General features: G+C 67.4%; 18 protein-coding genes. 16 read left to right on the plus strand and 2 right to left on the minus strand.

Annotated features, from left to right (window positions below; all coding sequences use genetic code 11):
* Window positions 1–26 precede the first annotated feature (26 nt).
* On the minus strand, window positions 27–377 hold the full coding sequence (locus JYG32_RS19525; protein WP_174382085.1) for a VOC family protein: 351 nt from the start codon (window positions 375–377) through the stop codon (window positions 27–29).
* Between the two features lie 260 nt (window positions 378–637).
* On the opposite strand from JYG32_RS19525, the gene JYG32_RS19530 reads away from it, so the two are divergent.
* The 11 genes from JYG32_RS19530 to JYG32_RS19580 all read left to right on the plus strand — a co-directional run bounded on the left by JYG32_RS19530 (window position 638) and on the right by JYG32_RS19580 (window position 11,683).
* The gene (locus JYG32_RS19530) at window positions 638–1,777 is read left to right on the plus strand and encodes an LLM class flavin-dependent oxidoreductase (RefSeq protein ID WP_059600601.1); all 1,140 of its coding nucleotides are present in this window, start codon (window positions 638–640) and stop codon (window positions 1,775–1,777) included.
* 165 nt (window positions 1,778–1,942) lie between these two features.
* The gene (locus JYG32_RS19535) at window positions 1,943–3,136 is read left to right on the plus strand and encodes an acyl-CoA dehydrogenase family protein (RefSeq protein WP_174382084.1); all 1,194 of its coding nucleotides are present in this window, start codon (window positions 1,943–1,945) and stop codon (window positions 3,134–3,136) included.
* Between the two features lie 10 nt (window positions 3,137–3,146).
* Window positions 3,147–4,907, plus strand: a complete 1,761-nt coding sequence (locus JYG32_RS19540) for an FAD-dependent oxidoreductase (RefSeq protein ID WP_213266606.1) — start codon at window positions 3,147–3,149, stop codon at window positions 4,905–4,907.
* A complete protein-coding gene (locus JYG32_RS19545; protein ID WP_213266607.1) occupies window positions 4,904–5,422 on the plus strand; it encodes a flavin reductase family protein in 519 nt (172 codons plus the stop codon). Before JYG32_RS19540 ends, JYG32_RS19545 begins: the two co-directional genes overlap by 4 nt.
* Window positions 5,423–5,461: 39 nt before the next feature.
* On the plus strand, window positions 5,462–5,689 hold the full coding sequence (locus JYG32_RS19550; protein ID WP_213266608.1) for a hypothetical protein: 228 nt from the start codon (window positions 5,462–5,464) through the stop codon (window positions 5,687–5,689).
* A gap of 10 nt (window positions 5,690–5,699) precedes the next feature.
* Complete coding sequence (locus JYG32_RS19555) at window positions 5,700–6,743, plus strand: ferredoxin--NADP reductase (protein ID WP_174382081.1); 1,044 nt, start codon at window positions 5,700–5,702, stop codon at window positions 6,741–6,743.
* Between the two features lie 41 nt (window positions 6,744–6,784).
* On the plus strand, window positions 6,785–8,371 hold the full coding sequence (locus JYG32_RS19560; protein ID WP_283842736.1) for a FadD3 family acyl-CoA ligase: 1,587 nt from the start codon (window positions 6,785–6,787) through the stop codon (window positions 8,369–8,371).
* Window positions 8,372–8,403: 32 nt separating this feature from the next.
* On the plus strand, window positions 8,404–9,177 hold the full coding sequence (locus tag JYG32_RS19565) for an SDR family NAD(P)-dependent oxidoreductase (protein WP_213266609.1): 774 nt from the start codon (window positions 8,404–8,406) through the stop codon (window positions 9,175–9,177).
* A gap of 824 nt (window positions 9,178–10,001) precedes the next feature.
* Entirely contained in the window at window positions 10,002–10,631 is a 630-nt protein-coding gene (locus tag JYG32_RS19570; RefSeq protein WP_174382095.1) for a hypothetical protein, read from the plus strand.
* 412 nt (window positions 10,632–11,043) lie between these two features.
* Window positions 11,044–11,280 (plus strand): FitA-like ribbon-helix-helix domain-containing protein, encoded by a 237-nt coding sequence (locus JYG32_RS19575; protein WP_213266610.1) that lies wholly within the window; start codon window positions 11,044–11,046, stop codon window positions 11,278–11,280.
* Window positions 11,267–11,683 carry a type II toxin-antitoxin system VapC family toxin gene (locus JYG32_RS19580; RefSeq protein ID WP_249744894.1) on the plus strand — a complete coding sequence of 139 codons (417 nt, stop codon included), beginning with the start codon at window positions 11,267–11,269 and terminating at the stop codon, window positions 11,681–11,683. The genes JYG32_RS19575 and JYG32_RS19580 overlap by 14 nt, the downstream gene beginning before the upstream one ends.
* A 133-nt stretch (window positions 11,684–11,816) precedes the next feature.
* On the opposite strand, the gene JYG32_RS19585 is transcribed toward JYG32_RS19580, so the two are convergent.
* Window positions 11,817–12,959, minus strand: a complete 1,143-nt coding sequence (locus tag JYG32_RS19585) for a trypsin-like serine peptidase (RefSeq protein ID WP_249744821.1) — start codon at window positions 12,957–12,959, stop codon at window positions 11,817–11,819.
* An 853-nt stretch (window positions 12,960–13,812) separates the two neighbouring features.
* Between JYG32_RS19585 and JYG32_RS19590 the strand changes: the two genes are divergently transcribed.
* The 5 genes from JYG32_RS19590 to JYG32_RS19610 are packed head-to-tail and all read left to right on the plus strand — an operon-like array spanning window position 13,813 to window position 18,467.
* On the plus strand, window positions 13,813–14,709 hold the full coding sequence (locus JYG32_RS19590) for a VOC family protein (RefSeq protein WP_213266612.1): 897 nt from the start codon (window positions 13,813–13,815) through the stop codon (window positions 14,707–14,709).
* 9 nt (window positions 14,710–14,718) lie between these two features.
* Window positions 14,719–15,621, plus strand: coding sequence for a CoA transferase subunit A (locus tag JYG32_RS19595; protein ID WP_174382076.1), 903 nt, complete (start codon window positions 14,719–14,721; stop codon window positions 15,619–15,621).
* Window positions 15,622–15,631: 10 nt separating this feature from the next.
* Window positions 15,632–16,429 carry a CoA-transferase subunit beta gene (locus JYG32_RS19600; RefSeq protein ID WP_174382075.1) on the plus strand — a complete coding sequence of 266 codons (798 nt, stop codon included), beginning with the start codon at window positions 15,632–15,634 and terminating at the stop codon, window positions 16,427–16,429.
* Between the two features lie 8 nt (window positions 16,430–16,437).
* Entirely contained in the window at window positions 16,438–17,358 is a 921-nt protein-coding gene (locus tag JYG32_RS19605; protein ID WP_213266613.1) for an enoyl-CoA hydratase, read from the plus strand.
* The gene (locus JYG32_RS19610; protein ID WP_213266614.1) at window positions 17,355–18,467 is read left to right on the plus strand and encodes an NAD(P)H-dependent flavin oxidoreductase; all 1,113 of its coding nucleotides are present in this window, start codon (window positions 17,355–17,357) and stop codon (window positions 18,465–18,467) included. The genes JYG32_RS19605 and JYG32_RS19610 overlap by 4 nt, the downstream gene beginning before the upstream one ends.
* Window positions 18,468–18,478: the final 11 nt, after the last annotated feature.

Here is an 18,478-nt window from a genome sequence, read left to right on the forward strand (position 1 = left end):
GCATCCTGCACGCGCGCCGTGCATCGTCACGCGGCCCGTTTCTGCGTAATCACGAGCAGCGCGCCGTTCTTGTCCTCCAGCACCGCGCGATATTCGTGCGGCCCGGCCTGCACGGGCACGCGCACCGACGCGCCGGCCTTCACGACGCGCGCCATCGCCGCATACAGATCGTCGTCCTCGTCGACGCGCAGCGTGAGCGCCGCGCGCTCGACGATCTGCTCGTCGCCGGCGACCAGCGCGATCGTCAGCGGGCCGCCGTCGAGCGCGCAATAGCGGTCGCCGTCGCGGAACTTCACGTTCAGGCCCAGTCCGTCGACGAACAGCGGCAGCGCCGTGTCGATGTCGTCGACCGGATACAGCAGCATCGATACCTTCATCCCGGTTCTCCCTTGTCTTGATGTGGGCGGCGTGCAACGCGCCGCCGCTCGATGCTAGCGCGCCGCTCGCGCGCTCACGCAGTCCGATCGGATGACCGTGAAACCCCTCTGTCCCCGCAGGCATCCCGTTACTCCAAACAGACGATGTCCGCGCCCGCCAGCGCGCCGACACTCCCATTCGTGGACCGTCGCTATTCGTCCGTATCGTGCGGGCGGGCCGCACGACCCCGACTCGTCCAACATACATGGAGACGCACGCAATGAAGTTTTCCCTCATCTACGAAGCCCAGACCACCGACGCGTCGCGCGAGGGCGACCACCGGGTGTTCAAGGAGACGGTCGAACAGGCGCTGCTCGCCGAGCAGGTCGGCTTCGACACGATCTGGTGCGTGGAGCACACGTCGCTGACCAACTATGCGCACATGAGCGCGCCGGAAACCTTCCTTGCGTACCTGGCCGGCCGCACGACGCGCATCGGCCTCGGCCATGGCGTCGTGTGCCTGCCGCCGGCGATGAATCACCCGATCAAGGTCGCCGAGCGCGTCGCGCTGCTCGACATCCTGTCGGGCGGCCGCGTGCATTTCGGCGTCGGCAAGGGCGGCAGCCAGCAGGAAGCCGGCGCGTTCGGCTACGACCTCAACGAACTGCAGCCGATGATCGACGAATCGATGTACCTCGTGCCGAAGATGTTCGTGCAGGACGAGATCGAGCACGACGGCACGTACATCAAGATCCCGAAGCGCCCGATCCACCCGAAGCCGTTCCAGGATCCGCATCCGCCGATGTACCTCGCGTGCACGAACACCGACGCGCTGCTGCGCGCCGGCCAGCGCGGGATGGGCGCGCTCGTGCTCGGTTTCGGCGGCCCGGACGAAGTCGCGAAGAAGAACGCGGTGTACCGCGAAGCGTGGGCGAACCGCAAGCCGGAAGACCAGGTCGGCTTCCGCCCGACCCAGCACCTCGCGGCGCTGTGCCCGACGGTCGTGATGGCCGACGGCCAGGCCGCCCGCAAGATCGGCATCCGCGGCCAGCGTTACTTCATGGAATCGCTCGCGTACTGGTACACGGGCGGCGAGCGTCCGGACCCGGCGAAGTGGGGCGACGACCTGGTGCAGGCCGATACCGGCGAGATGGTGATCCGCTCGCGCTTCGCGTCGGAGGAAGTCGTCGTGAACTTCGCCGACCCGGCGCTCGCGATGATGAACCCGAATCACGCGTACGGCACGGTGGACGACTGCATCGGCTATGTCGGCCGCCTGCAGGAAGCGGGCGTCGACGAAGTGCTGTTCCTGTGCCAGATGGGCACGGTGCCGCACGAAGCGCAGATGGAGACGATCCGCAACATCGGCGAGCACGTGATCCCGTTCTTCAACAAGGAGAAGGAGCGCGCCTGCGCGTAAGGCGGGCCGGGCCGCGCCCGTCGTCCCTTCGGACGATGCGGCGCGGCCGCGCGACGCCGACCATCGACGGTGGCGAGCATCGCCCGCGGCCAGGCCGCGCAGAACAACCATGAACGAGAGCGGGGCAGGCGCCACGGCGCACGCCCCGTTTCACAGGAGACATTCGTGCATCGCGACAACGATTCGAACGCACTGGCCGCCTCGCTGATCGCCCGGGCCGAGGCACTGGCGCCGACGCTGGCCGGCCGCGCCGCGCAGGCGGAAGCGCAGGGCCGCATCCCGGCCGAGACGATCGCCGACATGCAGGCGGCCGGCTTCTTCAAGGTGCTGCAGCCGAAGCGCTACGGCGGCTACGAGCTCGATCCGCAAACCTTCTTCGACATCCAGATGGCGCTCGCGCGCGGCTGCATGTCGACCGCGTGGGTGTACGGCGTCGTCGGCGTGCACAACTGGCAGCTCGCGCTGTTCGACGAACGCGCGCAGCAGGACGTGTGGGGCAACGACCCGGCGACGCTGATCGCGTCGACCTACATGCCGGTCGGTCGCGTGACGCCGGTCGATGGCGGCTTCCGCCTGTCGGGCCACTGGAAGTTCTCGAGCGGCAGCGAACTGTGCGAATGGGTGTTCCTCGGCGCGCTGGTGCCGCCGGCCGAAGCCGGACAGCCGCCCGAATACCGGACCTTCCTGCTGCCGAAATCCGACTACCGGATCCAGCAGGACTGGGACGTGCTCGGCCTGCGCGCGACGGGCAGCCACGACATCGTCGTCGACGACGTGTTCGTGCCCGCGTACCGCACGCACAAGGCGATCGACGGGATGATGGGCACGAGCCCCGGCCTCGCCGTCAACGACGCGCCGCTGTTCAGGCTGCCGTTCGCGCAGATCTTCGTGCGCGCGGTGTGCACGTCGTGCATCGGCGCGTTGCAGGGCGCGCTCGACGATTTCACCGGCTACGCGGCGACGCGCGTGTCCGCGAACAGCGGCGCGAAGACGACCGACGATCCGGGCGCGCAGAACGCATGCGCGAACGCGGCCGTCGCGATCGACGAGATGAAGGTGCTGCTCAAGCGCAATTTCGCCGAGCTGATGGCGTCGGTCACCGGCGGCCCGGCCGTGTCGATCGAGCGCCGCGTGCATTTCCGTTACCAGTCCGCGCAGGTCGCCGAGCGCTGCGCGCAGGCCGCGAACGCGCTGCTGCGCTACGCGGGCGGCAACGGCATCTATCACCGCAATCCGCTGGTGCGCCGCTTCCTCGACCTGCACGCGGCCCGCGCGCACTACGCGAACAACGTGGACCGCTTCGGCCAGAACCTCGGCGCCGTGATGCTCGGCCGCGAGAACACCGACTTCTTCATCTGACGAGGCCGCGATGAACGACACGCAAGCACAGCAATACGTGTTCGACGTCGTGGTCGTCGGTTCGGGCGCGGGCGCGCTGCTCGCGGCGTGCCGCGCGGCCGACCGCGGCCTGTCCGTCGTCGTGATCGAGAAGACGGCGCTGTACGGCGGCACGTCGGCCGTGTCGGGCGGCGGCATCTGGGTGCCGTGCAACCACCATATCGCCGAGCTCGGCGCGACCGATTCGCGCGAGGCCGCGCGCCGCTACATCGACGCGTGCGTGGCCGGCGCGTCGACGCCCGACAAGCTCGACGCGTATCTCGACCAGGCGCCGGAGATGCTGCGCTACCTGGAATCGAAGACGCCCGTGCGTTACCAGTCGCTGCCGAAGTACGCGGACTATTTCCAGAAGCTGCCGGGTGCGATGCCGGGCTATCGCGCACTCGATCCGCTGCCGTTCGACGGCGGGCTGCTCGGCGACGAGTTCGACCGGCTGCGGCCGCCGTCGCCCGGCACGCTGATCGGCGGGCGCGTGGCGGTGACGTCGAAGGAGGCGCACACGCTGTTCTCGCGCGGGCCCGGCTTCATGAAGCTCGCGCTCGCGCAGTTCGGCCGCTACTGGCTCGATATCGGCATGCGTCGCCGTACGCGGCGCGACCGGCGCCTGACGCTCGGCAACGCGCTGATCGGCGGGCTGCGCCGCGCGCTGCTCGACCGCAACGTACCGGTGTGGCTCGACACGCCGATGCGCGACCTGCTCGATGCGGACGGCCGCGTGACGGGCGTGCGCGCGCAGCGCTTCGGGCAGCCCGTGACGATCGCCGCGCGGCGCGGCGTGATCCTCGGCGCGGGCGGCTTCGAGCGCAACCAGCCGATGCGCGAGCGCTACCTGCCGCAGCCGACGCAGGCGCAGTGGAGCGCGACGCCGCCGTCCAATACCGGCGACGGGATCGCCGAAGGCCAGCGGCTCGGCGGCGCACTGGCGCTGATGGAGCACGTGTGGGGCGCGCCGACGGTCGGCGTCGCGGGCGAGGAGAAGCAGCGCGCGCTGTTCGTCGAACGCAACCTGCCGGGCTGCGTGATCGTCAACCGTCTCGGCAAGCGCTTCGTCAACGAGGCCGCGCCGTATTCCGAATTCGTGCCGGCGATGTATCGCGACCATGCGCGCACCGGCGCGAGCGTGCCGGCGTGGATGGTGTTCGACGCGCGCTTTCGCCGCAAGTATCCGTGCGGGCCGATCATGCCGGCGTCGATGATGCCCGATGCGCGGATTCCGGAAGCGTTTCGCGACGTGCTCGTGAAGGCCGACACGATCGACGCGCTCGCGGCGCGGATCGGCGTCGACGCGGCAGGCCTGCGCGACACGCTGCGCGACATGGCGCGTTACGCGGTCACCGGCATCGACGAAGCGTTCGGCAAGGGCGACAACGCATTCGACACGTACTACGGCGATCCGCAGAACCAGCCGAACCCGTGCCTCGGGCCGGTCGACCAGGCGCCGTTCTATGCGGTGCGGATCGACGCGGGCGACATCGGCACGAAGGGCGGGCTCGTCACCGACGCACTGGCCCGCGTGCTGCGCGCCGACGGCGAGCCGATCGACGGCCTCTATGCGATCGGCAACACCAGCGCATCGATGATGGGCGCGAGCTACCCCGGCGCGGGCTCGACGCTCGGCCCGGCGATGACTTTCGGTTTCATCGCCGCCGACCACCTGGCCGCGCAGGCGGTCGACGACGGCGGCCGGCCGGTCCGGCCAATCAGGATTGAACTTGACGGAGCACGACCATGAGCGATCTCACCACCCATCCGCTGCGCACCGACATGCTGCTCGCGATGCGCCGCATCGCGCGCTCCGTCACGGTCATCAGCAGCGCGCACGACGGCCGGCGCTACTCGATGTCCGCGACGGCGGTCGATTCGCTGTCGACCGATCCGCCTTCGCTGCTGATCTGCATCAACCGCACCGCGTCGCTGTATCCGCCGCTCGATGCGGGCGCGCCGTTCTGCGTGAACGTGCTGTCGGCGCGCCACGAAGGCATCGCGATCGACTGCAGCGGCCGCCTGAAGGGCGAAGCGCGCTTCACGACCGGCGACTGGCACACGTCGCCGCACGGCGTGCCGTATCTGCGCGACTCGCAGGCGAGCCTCGTGTGCGAGCAGGACGGCCGCTTCGAATACGGCACGCATACGGTGTTCATCGGGCGCATCCGCGAGGTGCTGATGAGCGGCGACGTCGATCCGCTCGTTTATCTCGACGGCGCCTACACGACGCCCGGCGCGCCCGCGAACCGCGTGGCCGCGTGACGGCCGCACGGGTTTTCCAGCATCCGCAAGAGACGATCCATGACACGCAGACTGAACGGCAACACCGTGAACGTCGACGGTGCCCGGCGCGATGCCGGCGCATCGGCCGCGCGCGAGATCGTGCGCGCGCTCGGCGGTGCGGCATCGCATGTGCTGAACGCGTTCGCGTGCGTCGCGCCGGCGCTGGCGTCGAACGCGGCGCTGGTCGTTGCCGGGCGCGAAGCCGGGCGCGGCGAGGGTGCCAGCCATGCCGCCGGCACAGCATGAGGAGCCGGCCATGAGCGATTCGCGCTTCCACCGGCTGACCGTTGCCGAAGTGATTTCCGAAAGCGACGACGCGTGCTCGTTCGTATTCGACGTACCCGCGGCATTGCGTGACGCATTCGCGTACCGGCCCGGGCAGTTCCTGACGCTGAACGTGCCGTGCGCGGACGCGACCGTCGCGCGCTGCTATTCGCTGTCGAGCGCGCCGGGCATCGACGCCGCGCCGAAGATCACCGTCAAGCGCGTGCGCGACGGCCGCGCTTCGAACTGGCTGTGCGACCGCGTGCATGCGGGCGACGCGCTCGACGTGCTGCCGCCGGCCGGCGTGTTCACGCCGCGCGCGCTCGACGGCGACCTGCTGCTGTTCGCGGGCGGCAGCGGCATCACGCCCGTGTTGTCGATCCTGAAATCGGCGCTCGTGCATGGGCGCGGGATGCTGACGCTGATCTATGCGAACCGCGACGAACGCTCGGTGATCTTCCGCGACGAGCTGCAGCAGCTCGCGCAACGGCATCCGGGCCGCGTGCGCGTGATCCACTGGCTCGACAGCGTGCAGGGCATCCCGCAGCAGCGCCATCTCGAAGAGCTCGCGCGGCCGTTCAGCCAGCAGGAGACGTTCATCTGCGGGCCCGCGATATTCATGGAGAACGCGCTGGCCGCGATGCTCGGCCTCGGGTTGCCGCGTGCACGCGTGCATGTCGAGCGGTTCGCGTCGCTGCCCGATGCGCCGGCGCAGGCCGATACCGCGGCGTCGGCCGCGGCAACGGCGGTGTCCGGCGACGGCGCGGCGATCGAGACGGTGCTCGACGGCGACGCGTTCGCATTCGACAGCGCGCCCGGCGAAACGCTGCTCGACGCGATGCTGCGCGCGGGCGTGCCGGCGCCGAATTCCTGCCGGATGGGGCAATGCGGCGCCTGCATGTGCCGGATCGAGCGCGGCGAGGTCGCGCTCGACAGCAACCATGTGCTCGACGACGACGAGATCGCGGCCGGCTGGACGCTCGCCTGTCGCGCGCGACCCGCCAGCGACGCGCTGCGCGTGGTGTTTCCCGATTGAGCCGTGCCGCGCCGGCGGCGCGCACGGCAACCCTGACGCCTATGACGATGGACAATGAAATCCTGACCACACCCGCGCTGATCGCACGGGCTGCCGCGCGCCACGGCGCGCATCCGGCGATCGAGTCGGAGCACGGCCGGCTGACCTACGCGGAACTCGACGCGGCACGCGTCGACGCGGCCCGCGCACTGCTCGCGAGCGGCATCGAGGCCGGCGACCGCATCGCGGTCTGGGCGCCGAACCTGCCGCAATGGATCGTCGCGGCGCTCGCGATCCACACCGTCGGCGCGATCCTCGTGCCGGTCAATACGCGGATGAAGGGGATGGAGGTCGGCGGCATCCTGCACGACGGCGGCGCGCGGCTGCTGTTCTGCTGCGGCACCTTCCTCGGCGAATCCTATCCGGCAATGCTTGCGCCGCACCGGCCGGCGACGCTCGAGCGCGTCGTCGTGTTCGACGGCGAGCCGCCCTCCGGCGCGCGCGACGAGACCTGGAATGCCTTCCTCGCACGGGGCGCGGCGGTGCCGCTGGCCGCGGTGCGCGAGCGCGAGGCACAGGTCACGCCCGACACCGTGATGGACCTGATGTTCACGTCCGGCACGACGGGCCGCGCGAAGGGCGTGATGACCGCGCACGGCCAGAACCTGCGCGCCGCGCAGGCGTGGGCGACGATCGCGGGCGTGCGCCACGACGACCGCTACCTGATCGTCAATCCGTTCTTCCACACGTTCGGCTACAAGGCCGGCTGGCTTGCCGCGCTGTCGAGCGGCGCGACCGTGCTGCCGCATCTCGTGTTCCAGCCGGCCGACGTGCTGCGGCGTATCGCCGACGATCGCGTGTCGGTACTGCCCGGCCCGCCGACGTTGTACTACGCGCTGCTCGACGCGCCCGATCGCGCGACGCGCGACCTGTCGTCGCTGCGAATCGCGGTGACGGGCGCGGCGGCGATCGCGCCGAGCCTGATCGAGCGGATGCGCGCGGAACTCGGCTTCGAAACGGTGCTGACCGGCTACGGGCTGACCGAATCGTGCGGCTTCGCGACGCTGTGCAGGCACGGCGACGATGCGCAGACCGTCGCCTGTACGTCGGGCCGGCCGATGCCGGACGTCGAGTTGCGCATCGCGGGGCCGGGCGGCGAGCCGCTCGGGCCGGACGAGACCGGCGAGATCTGGGTGCGCGGCTACAACGTGATGCGCGGCTATTTCAACCAGCCGGACGCGACGCGCGAGACCGTCGATGCGGATGGTTGGCTGCATACGGGCGACCTCGGCTGCGTCGATGCGAACGGCAACCTGAAGATCACCGACCGCATCAAGGACATGTTCATCGTCGGCGGCTTCAACTGCTATCCGGCGGAGATCGAGCGGCTGCTCGTCGCGCATCCTGCGATCGCGCAGGTCGCGCTGGTCGGCGTGCCCGATACGCGGCTCGGCGAGGTCGGGCACGCGTATGTCGTGCTGCGGCCGGGCGCGCACACCGACGCCGACGAGCTGAACGACTGGGCGCGTCGCAACATGGCGAACTACAAGGTGCCGCGGCATTTCACGTTCGTCGAGCAACTGCCGACGAGCGCGGCGGGGAAGGTGCTCAAGTACCGGCTTCGCGCGGGGACCGAGGCGGCGGCCTGAGCGCCGTTGCGACACACGAACGGGATGAACACATGAACGACAACGGATTTCCGCAGGGCGCGGTGCTGGTGTTCGGCGGCAGCGGCGGGATCGGGCAGGGCGTTGCGCTCGAGTTTGCGCGCGCCGGCGTGCCGGTCGCGGTGGGCTACCGCAGCAAGGCCGACGTGGCCGAGCGCGTCGCACGCGACATTCGCGGCGAAGGTGTGGCGGCCACCACGCATTGCGTGGACGTCACCGATCCCGCGCAGGTCGACGCCGCGCTCTCGGCCGCGATCGACGTGCATGGCCGCGTGCATACGGTCGTCTGGGCGGCCGGGCCGTTCGTGAACCAGCGCCATATCGGCGACATGACGCACGACGACTGGCGCCGCGCGATCGAGGTCGAGACGATCGGTTTCTTCGTCGCGGCGAAAGCCGCGCTGCCGCACTTCCGTGCGTCGGGCGGCGGATCGTTCGTGACGCTCGGTTCGGCCGGGCATCTGCGCTGGCCCGATCGCGACGGGCTGTCGGTCGCGCCGAAGGCGGCGAACGAAGCGCTGGTCAAGGGGCTTGCGCGCGAGGAGGGGCGGTACAACATTCGCGCGAATTCGATCCTGGTCGGCGTGATCGAGGCCGGGATGTTTCCGGTGCTGCTCGAACAGGGGCAGTTCGACCAGGCGTGGATCGACGAGACGCAGAAGATGCTCGCGCTCAAGCGTTGGGGGAAGGCGCACGACGTCGGGCGGGCGGCGGTGTTTTTGGCGTCGGACCGGGCGGATTACGTGACGGGGCAGCAGTTGAATGTGTCGGGGGGCTACGGGTTGTAGCGGGGTGCCGAACAGCACGTTCGGGCGACCGCGCTTGCGTGTTGGTTGTTCCGGGCGCAGACATTACCCACCTTTCTCCCTTCTTCAGACCGTCGACGACGCAGGCCGATATGCCTCGGCCTGCGTATCGCTTCCACGCGTGACACGGACAAGATGGATGCGCACGCATCGGTATTCACCCTGCCTCGTCACGCACGATTGCGCATCGGTATTGCGTACGCCACGCGCAAGGTGACACTTTTGCAACGCTTCTTCAACGCATTCCTCCGTACTCGATTGACCGCAACGACGACCAGCACGCGCTGACGGCCGTCTGGCCTCGTTCGGCACGCGTGGCGATCTCGATGCGCGAACCATCAAATCGCGTATTCCGGCGTGGCCCGCCGAATACGGATACGTTCCTGAAACATTTCCCTCGATTGCGACCCGTGTGACCGCCAGTGCCTGGCGGTGACGCGTCTCCCGCTTCGGTTTGCGCCGCATGGCACGCGCTTTGCGGTTGACCCGGTGCCGCTGGCGCAAACGAATTTCGCCAGAACGATGAGCGCATCGGCGGCATGCAACGACATCGATAGAAACGGGGAATCGGATCGGGTCGCGGGCGCCGTGTGTTGCGGCGCATGCGCCGCGCATGTCGTATCGGTCATGCGCACGCGGCAACGCGTTCCCGGTCCGTCGAACAGCAGGCTTGCTTGCAAGGTGTCGTGCCGGGGTTCGTACCGCGCATCGCGACGGAGGCCGCATGCGTCAGGGCGGCGCGCCCGGCACATGTCGGGGGAGCGCCCGTGAAAACGACAGTGAACCAATGGGCAGCGGTCGCGGTGATGTTTGTCGCGTTCGTCGCGAGTGCGCACGCGCAGGAGATCTACCTGCAGGGCGGCACGCAGGGCGTCGGCATCGGTGCGGCCGTGAGCTTCAATTCGATGCTGGGTGCCCATGCGGATTTCAATGCGATCGATCTTTCGCATGACTTCACGGTGGCCGGCAACCGCTATCAGGACGACCTGAAGCTGCGCCAGGGCGGCCTGTACGCGGATATCTTTCCGTGGCGGGGCAGCGGCTTCCGCGCGACGATCGGGCTGCGCTTCAACGACGACGAGCTCCACGGCGTATCGGTGCCGACCAACGGTACTTACGTGTTCGGCGGCAAACGCTTTCCGGCGTTGCCGGGGATGTATGCGGTCGCGGACGCGCGCTATCCGACCGTGATGCCGTATGCGGGGATCGGCTACGGGCATCGGCCGGCGTCGAAGGGGTGGGGATTCGTCGCCGACGTCGGCGTCGCATACGGGATACCGAGATGTTCGTACTCGCTGTCGCCGGAGCTGGCGGCCGCGGCCGGACCGGCGAAGAGCCAGATCCTGGTCGCGAGCGGGCTGGACGAACTGCGGCGGGTGATGTCGCGCTATCGGTGGTACCCGGTCTTGCAGATCGGGGTTTCGTATCGGTTCTGAGCGGGTGGGTTGTTGTTGTGCGTGCCGACCGGGGTATTGCCGATATTTGCCGACAAGGGTTTGACAACGGTTGCCTGCGATCCCGAATTCCTCGACGGACGGGTGGAGGCTGCGTTGCATGATCGACCCGGAGACGGCAAATGAAGCCGCTCCGTGCGGGACTACGCGTGCCTGTGCAGGCCGCCCATCGGCGAATAGCCATTCGGCCGTCTTTCCGTCGTTCCGATCCGCCTTACCTTGCTGACAGCAGTTCGACGTGTCGGGCGAGCGACGGAAGCTGGATGGATTCATTCTGGCCGCTACCGTTCGCCGACGCCAACTACCGTCTTCCGTCCATTCATGACGATGATAGCAATGCTTGCAATTCAGCGTCATGGCGCTATCATTGATAGCAACCTGGATGGAGGGACCTATGGCAAATCTTCTGGTGCGTAACGTGGATGCCAGTATCGTTCAGAGCCTGCGCGAGCAGGCTGCGGCAAATGGCAGGAGTGCCGAGGCCGAACATCGGGCCATTCTGGCCGATGCACTCGGCCGGCCGAAGCGAAGGACATTTGCGCAAGTGCTGATGAGCATGCCCGATGTTGGCGAAGACGCGGATTTCCAACGTGTTCAGGATTCCGGCGAGGTCAGGCGTGTTTTTGATTGATACGAACGTTATCAGCGAAATCAGGAAGGGCAAGCGCGCAAACGGCGGGGTGCGCGCGTTCTTCCGTGAAGCCCGAAACGACGGCAGCAGTCTCTACCTGTCCGTCGTGACGGTCTCCGAGCTGCGCCGCGGCGTCGAGATGATCCGCCGCCGCGGCGATTCGCAGCAGGCGTCGACGCTCGATACCTGGCTGGCCGCGCTCATGTCCGACTATGCGCCTAACATCCTGCCGATCGACATCGATGTCGGCCAGTTGTGGGGCCACCTGCGTGTCCCGCATCCGGAGCACGCGCTGGACAAGCTGATCGCCGCAACGGCGCTCATCAACGACCTGACGGTCGTCACCCGTAACGTCGGCGATTTCGCGAAGACGGGGGTCCGGCTGGTGAATCCGTTCGACTAGCGTCGCGCGTTCGATCGGAGCGCGGGTTGGCCCTGGGCAGTGGAGAGGATGCGTCGCGTGAAGCGTCAACCGGCGGTGCCGAATCGGCACGACGAGCGCAATGCCACGCGCGACGCGTTACGTCAGGCTGCCCTCAACACGCTGCCGGCGTGCTGCCGCATACGGTATTCACGAGCGTCACGATGTTGCTGCTCGTGAACGGCGACGCGCCTTGCTGCTTCACCGCAGAGTTCGTATAACCCCAGCTCGTCACGCCGACCACGGCATTGTGCGAGGCTGCGTTGCCGAAGGCCGTGCCGTTGAGTGTCGGCGGCATGCCAAGATTGACGAGCCACGGGCCGCCGCTCGAACCCCCGGTCATCAGCGATCCGATGATCGTGTTGTTCGAGTTGCTGGCGGACACGAAACCTTGCGATTCGTTGCGCTCCATGTAGACGCCGCTATCCAAGGCCACCGGGTAGCCGAGCTGGTCGATCAGCGCGAGTCCTGACGGGGTGTAGCTATAGCCGTTCCATCCATAGCCATACCATCCGGCACGATTGCCCGCATACGATCCGGCTTGCGGCGACAGCACGATCACGGCCACGTCGTCCTGGCAGATGACGCCGGCGACAGCGCATGGGTCGGTGCCGTCGTAATAGGACGTCATGACGGTGGCGGATGCTCCGTTCCACGTGCCATAGGGCGCGGTTCCGTTACTGTAGGCCGGAACGAATACCCAGTTCGAGTAGAACTGCCGCTGACCGAAATTCGCGACGCAGTGCGCGGCCGTGACGACCACGCCCGGTTTGATCAGGGAGGCAGAGCACAGATAGGTCGCGGAGCCGATGTTGAAGAACAGCTTGCCGGCTGCACGGAACGGATAGTAATACTGCGTATTGTCGCCGTTTGCATTCACCTGGCTAGTGGTATACGGCTGATTCGACGATCCGTATTCCTGCGGTTGGACCCCGGACTGACTCAAATCGACTGGCGCGACCAGTTGCACCGGCCTTTGCGTGCCGTCTCCAGCGCCGCCTTGTGCATAGCCCGGCACGCCCAGCGCTGGCCTGGCGTTGTACATCAGTGAATCCAGCATGGCAGGCGGCGCAACGAGCGGCCTTGGCAGCGGCATCGGCAGAGCGTGCTTGAAATCGATTCCGGCCACTTGGAGACCGCGCTCGGGTAACGTGATCTGCGTCACGCTTCCCTGCGTTCTGATCTGCTGGGCCAGCGCGCTGGTTGCGATCAACGAACCGAACGCAACAACAGCGATTTTACTGATCAGTTTGCTCATTTGAATCTCCTTTCGAACTTATGAGTTGTTTTCTGAGATTCGAAATATCTGTCGAACATTGAGGCGCCCCTCAGCTTGCATGAAAATTATGCCGGGCGAATTAAATAAATTGCGAGGACATTGCGTGGAAAGCGCTTCCAATGAACTCTCTTTGTTGTTGCCGAACAATCGAGCCGGTGGAGTGGGTGGGGCTCTGTTTTAACTGATTGTTTAATGCTTTTCGCCAGTAGGAATGCAACTCGTGCGCCAATTTAATTTATTGGGGCTATCTCCGGTGCAGTCGGTGAAAATCAATAAAAATGCGGCCGATGTAATGCGAATTTTTGTTTGGGTGAAGTAAATAGCAAGTCAAATATACATCTTGTAAATCACCTCAATAGTATAACATTATTTGATAAGCGTTATTATTTTTTGTAATTTGAATGCGGTTCGGTTGGTTTCAGGGGGTCGATTGTCGAAGGGGGTTGTTTTTCGAATTAATTCGGAAACATTAATCGAATTAAAACTTGCATCGTTTCAAATACACACCGCAAGATTCAATCGAGGGAATCGGTTCGAAAACCGCGCACGAACTCAACCGGAACGGTGGCGCGAAGCGGATGTGTCCGGACCGGACGGCCGCCTTTTTGCCGCCGTCGGTTGCGCGTCCAGCCGATACCCGCATGCCGGCACACAAACCTACCGAACCCCCGGCTGACCCAACCCCCGCCGCCCCCCGCCGCCCCCCGTCGCGGCCCGTCCCGCCCCCGTCCGTTTCCTCTCCGCCTCTCGTCCCAACAGACGATGTAACACCACCCCCGACCGGCCAGAATCCTTTCACGAACAACGGATTCTGAACCAGGAGGAGGCCGACATGATCGATGTCCGTGCGCTTGGCTATGTCGTCGTCGAGGCGACGCGCGTCGATGCGTGGCGCCGCTACGCGGAAGACGTGCTGGGCATGCAGGCGCTCGACGCGCCGAACGGCGCGCTGTACCTGAAGATGGACGAGCGCGATTTCCGCTACGTGATCGTCCCCGGCGCGACCGACCGCTATTTCGCGTCGGGCTGGGAACTACCCGACGGCGCCGCGTTCGACACCGCGTTTGCGGTGCTGCAGCGTGCGGGCGCCGAGCCGATCCGCGCGACGCCCGCCGAAGCCGCGCTGCGCCGCGTGCAGGCGATGGCGTGGTGCACCGACCCGTCCGGTAACCGCCACGAGCTGTACTGGGGCGCGCGCTGCGACTTCCGCCGCTTCGTGTCGCCGCTGGGCGTCGCGCGTTTCGTCACCGGCGACATGGGGCTCGGCCACGCGGTGCTGCCCGCGCCGCAGTTCGACGCGACCGACGCATTCGTGCGCGGCGTGCTCGGCTTCGAGCTGTCCGACATCTATCGCGTGAAATTCACGCCCGATCCGGCCGAACCCGAAAAACGCATCCATTTCATGCACTGCCGCAACGCACGCCATCACAGTCTTGCGCTGTTCGAGATGGCCGTGCCGTCGGGCTGCGTGCACGTGATGGCCGAAGTCGACTCGATGGACGAAGTCGGCCGCGCGCTGGATCGCGTCGGCGCGCACGACGTGAAGATGTCGGCGACGCTCGGCCGGCACTGCAACGACCAGATGATCTCTTTCTACATGAAGACCCCCGGCGGCTTCGATCTCGAATACGGCTTCGGCGGTCTCACGGTCGACTGGTCGAAGCACGCGGTGTTCGAGGCCACCAAGGTGAGCCAGTGGGGCCACGACTTCAGCATCGGATACCGGTAAGCCAGCACGATGACGATGAAACCTCTCGACAAGACGATGTCCGCGCGCGACGTGGTCGCGCAACTCGCCGACGGCATGACGATCGGCATCGGCGGATGGGGGCCGCGGCGCAAGCCGATGGCGCTGGTGCGCGAAATCGCGCGCTCGAACCTGAAGGACCTGACGATCGTCGCGTACGGCGGCGCCGATGTCGGCCTGCTGTGCGCGGCGGGCAAGGTCCGCAAGGTGGTGTTCGGTTTCGTGTCGCTCGACGTGATCCCGCTCGAACCGCATTTCCGCCGTGCGCGTGAACAGGGCCGTATCGACGTGCTCGAACTCGACGAAGGGATGCTGCAGCTCGGCCTGCGCGCGGCCGCCGCGCGCCTGCCGTTCCTGCCGACGCGTGCCGGCCTCGGCACCGCGCTGCTCGATCACGCGCCGCAACTGCGCACGGTGAGCTCGCCGTACGACGACGGCGAGACGCTGCTGGCGATGCCGGCGATCGAACTCGACGTCGCGCTGCTGCACGTGAACGCTGCCGACCGGATGGGCAACACGCGCATCGACGGCCCCGATCCGTTCTTCGATGCCTGGATGGCGCGTGCCGCGCAGCGCTGCTACGTGTCGGCCGAAACAGTCGAAGCGGCCGGCGCGTCGCTCGCGAGCGAAGACCTCGACGCCGCGCGCCGCAACCCGTTCGAGCGCTCGCTCGTCACGGGCGTCGTGCACGCGCCGGGCGGCGCGCATCCGACGTCGTGCGGGCCGGCCTACGGCTGGGACCTGCCGCACCTGCGCGCGTACTGCGCCAGCGCGGAAGACGACGCGAAAACGGCGGCGTACCTGCGCGACGTGGTCGGCCAGGACGAACGCCGGTACCTCGAAGGCGTCGGCGGCCTGTCGCATGTGACGACGCTGCCGTTGCCGATTCTGTAAAGGAGCGCCTGTGAGCGAATCTCTCGACCATTCCCTCGCGGAACTGATGATCGTCGCGTCCGCGCGACTCTGGCGCGACGACGGCGAAGTGCTGGCGACCGGCATCGGTACGGGCCCGCGGCTCGCGGCCGGCCTCGCGCGGCTCGCGTACAACAACGGGCTGATGCTGACCGACGGCGAAGCGTATCTCGTCGAGGAGCCGGTGCCGCTCGGCCCGCGCCCCGACGGCTATCGCGTGAAGGCGAGCGGCTGGATGACGTACGAGCGCGTGTTCGACTGCCTGTGGCATGGCCGCCGCCATGCGCTGGTGATGCCGACGCAGATCGACCGCTTCGGCCAGGCCAACATCTCGTGGCTCGGCGACGACTACACGCATCCGAAAACCCAACTGCTCGGCGCGCGCGGCTTCCCCGGCAATTCGACGAACCATGCGAATTCGTTCTTCGTCAGCGGTCACGGCAAGCGCACGTTCGTCGCGGGCGAAGTCGACATGGTGTGCACGGTCGGCTACAACCCGGCGCGCCGGCTGCCCGGGATGAAGACCTTCGTCGACCTGCGCAGCATCGTCACCGACCTGTGCGTGATGGATTTCGGCGGACCCGACCACGCGATCCGCGTGCGCTCGCTGCATCCGGGCGTGAGCTTCGACGAGGTGCAGGACGCGACGGGCTTTCCGCTGATCGCGCATCCGGAGCTCGGCACGACGGCCGCGCCGAACGCGGAAGACCTGCGCATCGTGCGTGCGCTCGATCCGCACAACCTGCGCGCGACGATCGTGCGCAACAATCCGGCGCCGCGCCGGGGATGAAGGCCGACATGGAAGCGACCCAGGTGACGTTCGGCGACGGTGTCGTCGACTACGCGGTCGAGGACGGCATCGCGACGATCACGATGAACCGCCCCGAGTATCACAACGCGCAGAACTCGAAGATGACGTATGCGCTCGACGCGGCGTTCCGGCGCGCGGCGCACGACGACGCGGTGAAGGCGATCGTGCTCGCGGGCGCCGGCAAGCATTTCTCGGCGGGCCACGACATCGGCACGCCGGGCCGCGACATCCACGAATCGTTCGAGCGCGCGTCGCTGTGGTACGACCACGTCGACAAGGAAGGCGGCGAATTCCTCTATGCGCGCGAGCAGGAGGTGTACCTCGGGATGTGCCGGCGCTGGCGCGACTTGCCGAAGCCGACGATCGCGATGGTGCAGGGCGCGTGCATCGCGGGCGGGCTGATGCTCGCGTGGGTGTGCGACCTGATCGTCGCGTCGGAGGATGCATTCTTCGCCGATCCGGTCGTGCGGATGGGGATCCCGGGTGTGGAGTATTTCGCGCATGCGTACGAGCTGAATCCGCGCATCGCGAAGGAATTCCTGTTCCTCGGCGAGCGGATGCCGGCCGAGCGCGCGTACCAGATGGGGATGGTCAACCGCGTGGTGCCGCGCGAGCGGCTGCGCGATGCGACCTACGCGATCGCCGCGAAGATCGCGACGATGCCGCGCCTCGGGCTCACGCTGACCAAGCAGGCGCTGAACCACGTCGAGGAACTGCAGGGCAAGCGCGCGGCGATGGATGCGGCGTTCGCTTGGCATCACTTCGCGCATGCGCATAACGAGCTCGTCAGCGGTGACCGCCTCGGCGGTTACGACGCGCGCAGCATGGCCAGTTCGCAGCGCCAGCCGAACGGCGCGGAGCGCGGCGATGCGGCGGCACCGGTCGCCGTCAACGGAGCCGCAGCATGAGCACGACGCTTCATGGCCCGCTCCACAGCCCGCTCCACACCCCGTTGTGCGGCCTGCTCGGCTGCCGCTACCCGATCGTGCAGACCGCGATGGGCTGGGTGGCCGACGCGCGGCTCGTCGCGGCCACCTCCAACGCGGGCGGCTTCGGCTTCCTGGCCGGCGCGACGCTCGAGCCCGAGCAGGTCGAGGCCGAGATCCTGAAGGTGAAGTCGCTGACGGACCAGCCGTTCGGCATCAACTTCCACATGTTCCAGAAGAACGCCGCGCAGGTGGTCGATCTGGCGATCGAGCACCGGCTGCGCGCGGTCAGCTACGGCCGCGGGCCCGATGCGAAGACGATCCGCCGCTTCAAGGATGCCGGCATCGTCTGCATGCCGACCGTCGGCGCGCCGAAGCATGCGGCGAAGGCCGTCGAACTCGGCGCCGACATCGTGACGGTGCAGGGCGCGGAAGGCGGCGGCCACACGGGCTCGGTGCCGACCACGCTGCTGCTGCCGAAGGTGCTCGACGTGGTGCGGGTGCCGGTCGTCGCGGCCGGCGGCTTCTTCGACGGGCGCGGCCTGGCTGCCGCGCTCGCGTACGGCGCGGCCGGCATCGCGATGGGCACGCGCTTCCTGATGAGTGCCGAATCGCCGGTGCCGCGCGAGACGCTCGAACGTTATGTCGCGGTTGGCGACCCGGCGCGTATCCGCGTGTCGGACGCGCTCGACGGGCTGCCGCAACGGATGATCGACAACCCGTACCTGCTGAAGCTCGAACGCTTCGGCCCGCTGCGCCGCACGCTGTTCGCGTTGAAGACGGCCGAAGCGTGGCGGCGCCAGAACGGGCTGCGCACGAGCGAAATGCTCGGCCTCGCGATCAAGGCGCTGCGCTTGCACGACTACACGGCGAGCCAGACGCTGATGGCCGCGAACGCGCCGTTCCTGATCCAGCGCGCGATCGTCGAGGGCCGCCCCGACGAGGGCGTGCTGCCGAGCGGCCAGGCGGCGGCGATGATCGGCGCGATCGAATCGTGCGACGTGCTGATCGCGCGGATCGTCGCGGAAGCCGGCGAGCGGCTCGACGCACTGGCCGCGCTGCGCGGCGCGGCAGCGGCGCAGGCCGCATAAACGACATCACA

It is taken from the genome of Burkholderia pyrrocinia (assembly GCF_018417535.1).
GTDB classification, from domain to species: Bacteria; Pseudomonadota; Gammaproteobacteria; order Burkholderiales; family Burkholderiaceae; genus Burkholderia; species Burkholderia pyrrocinia_E.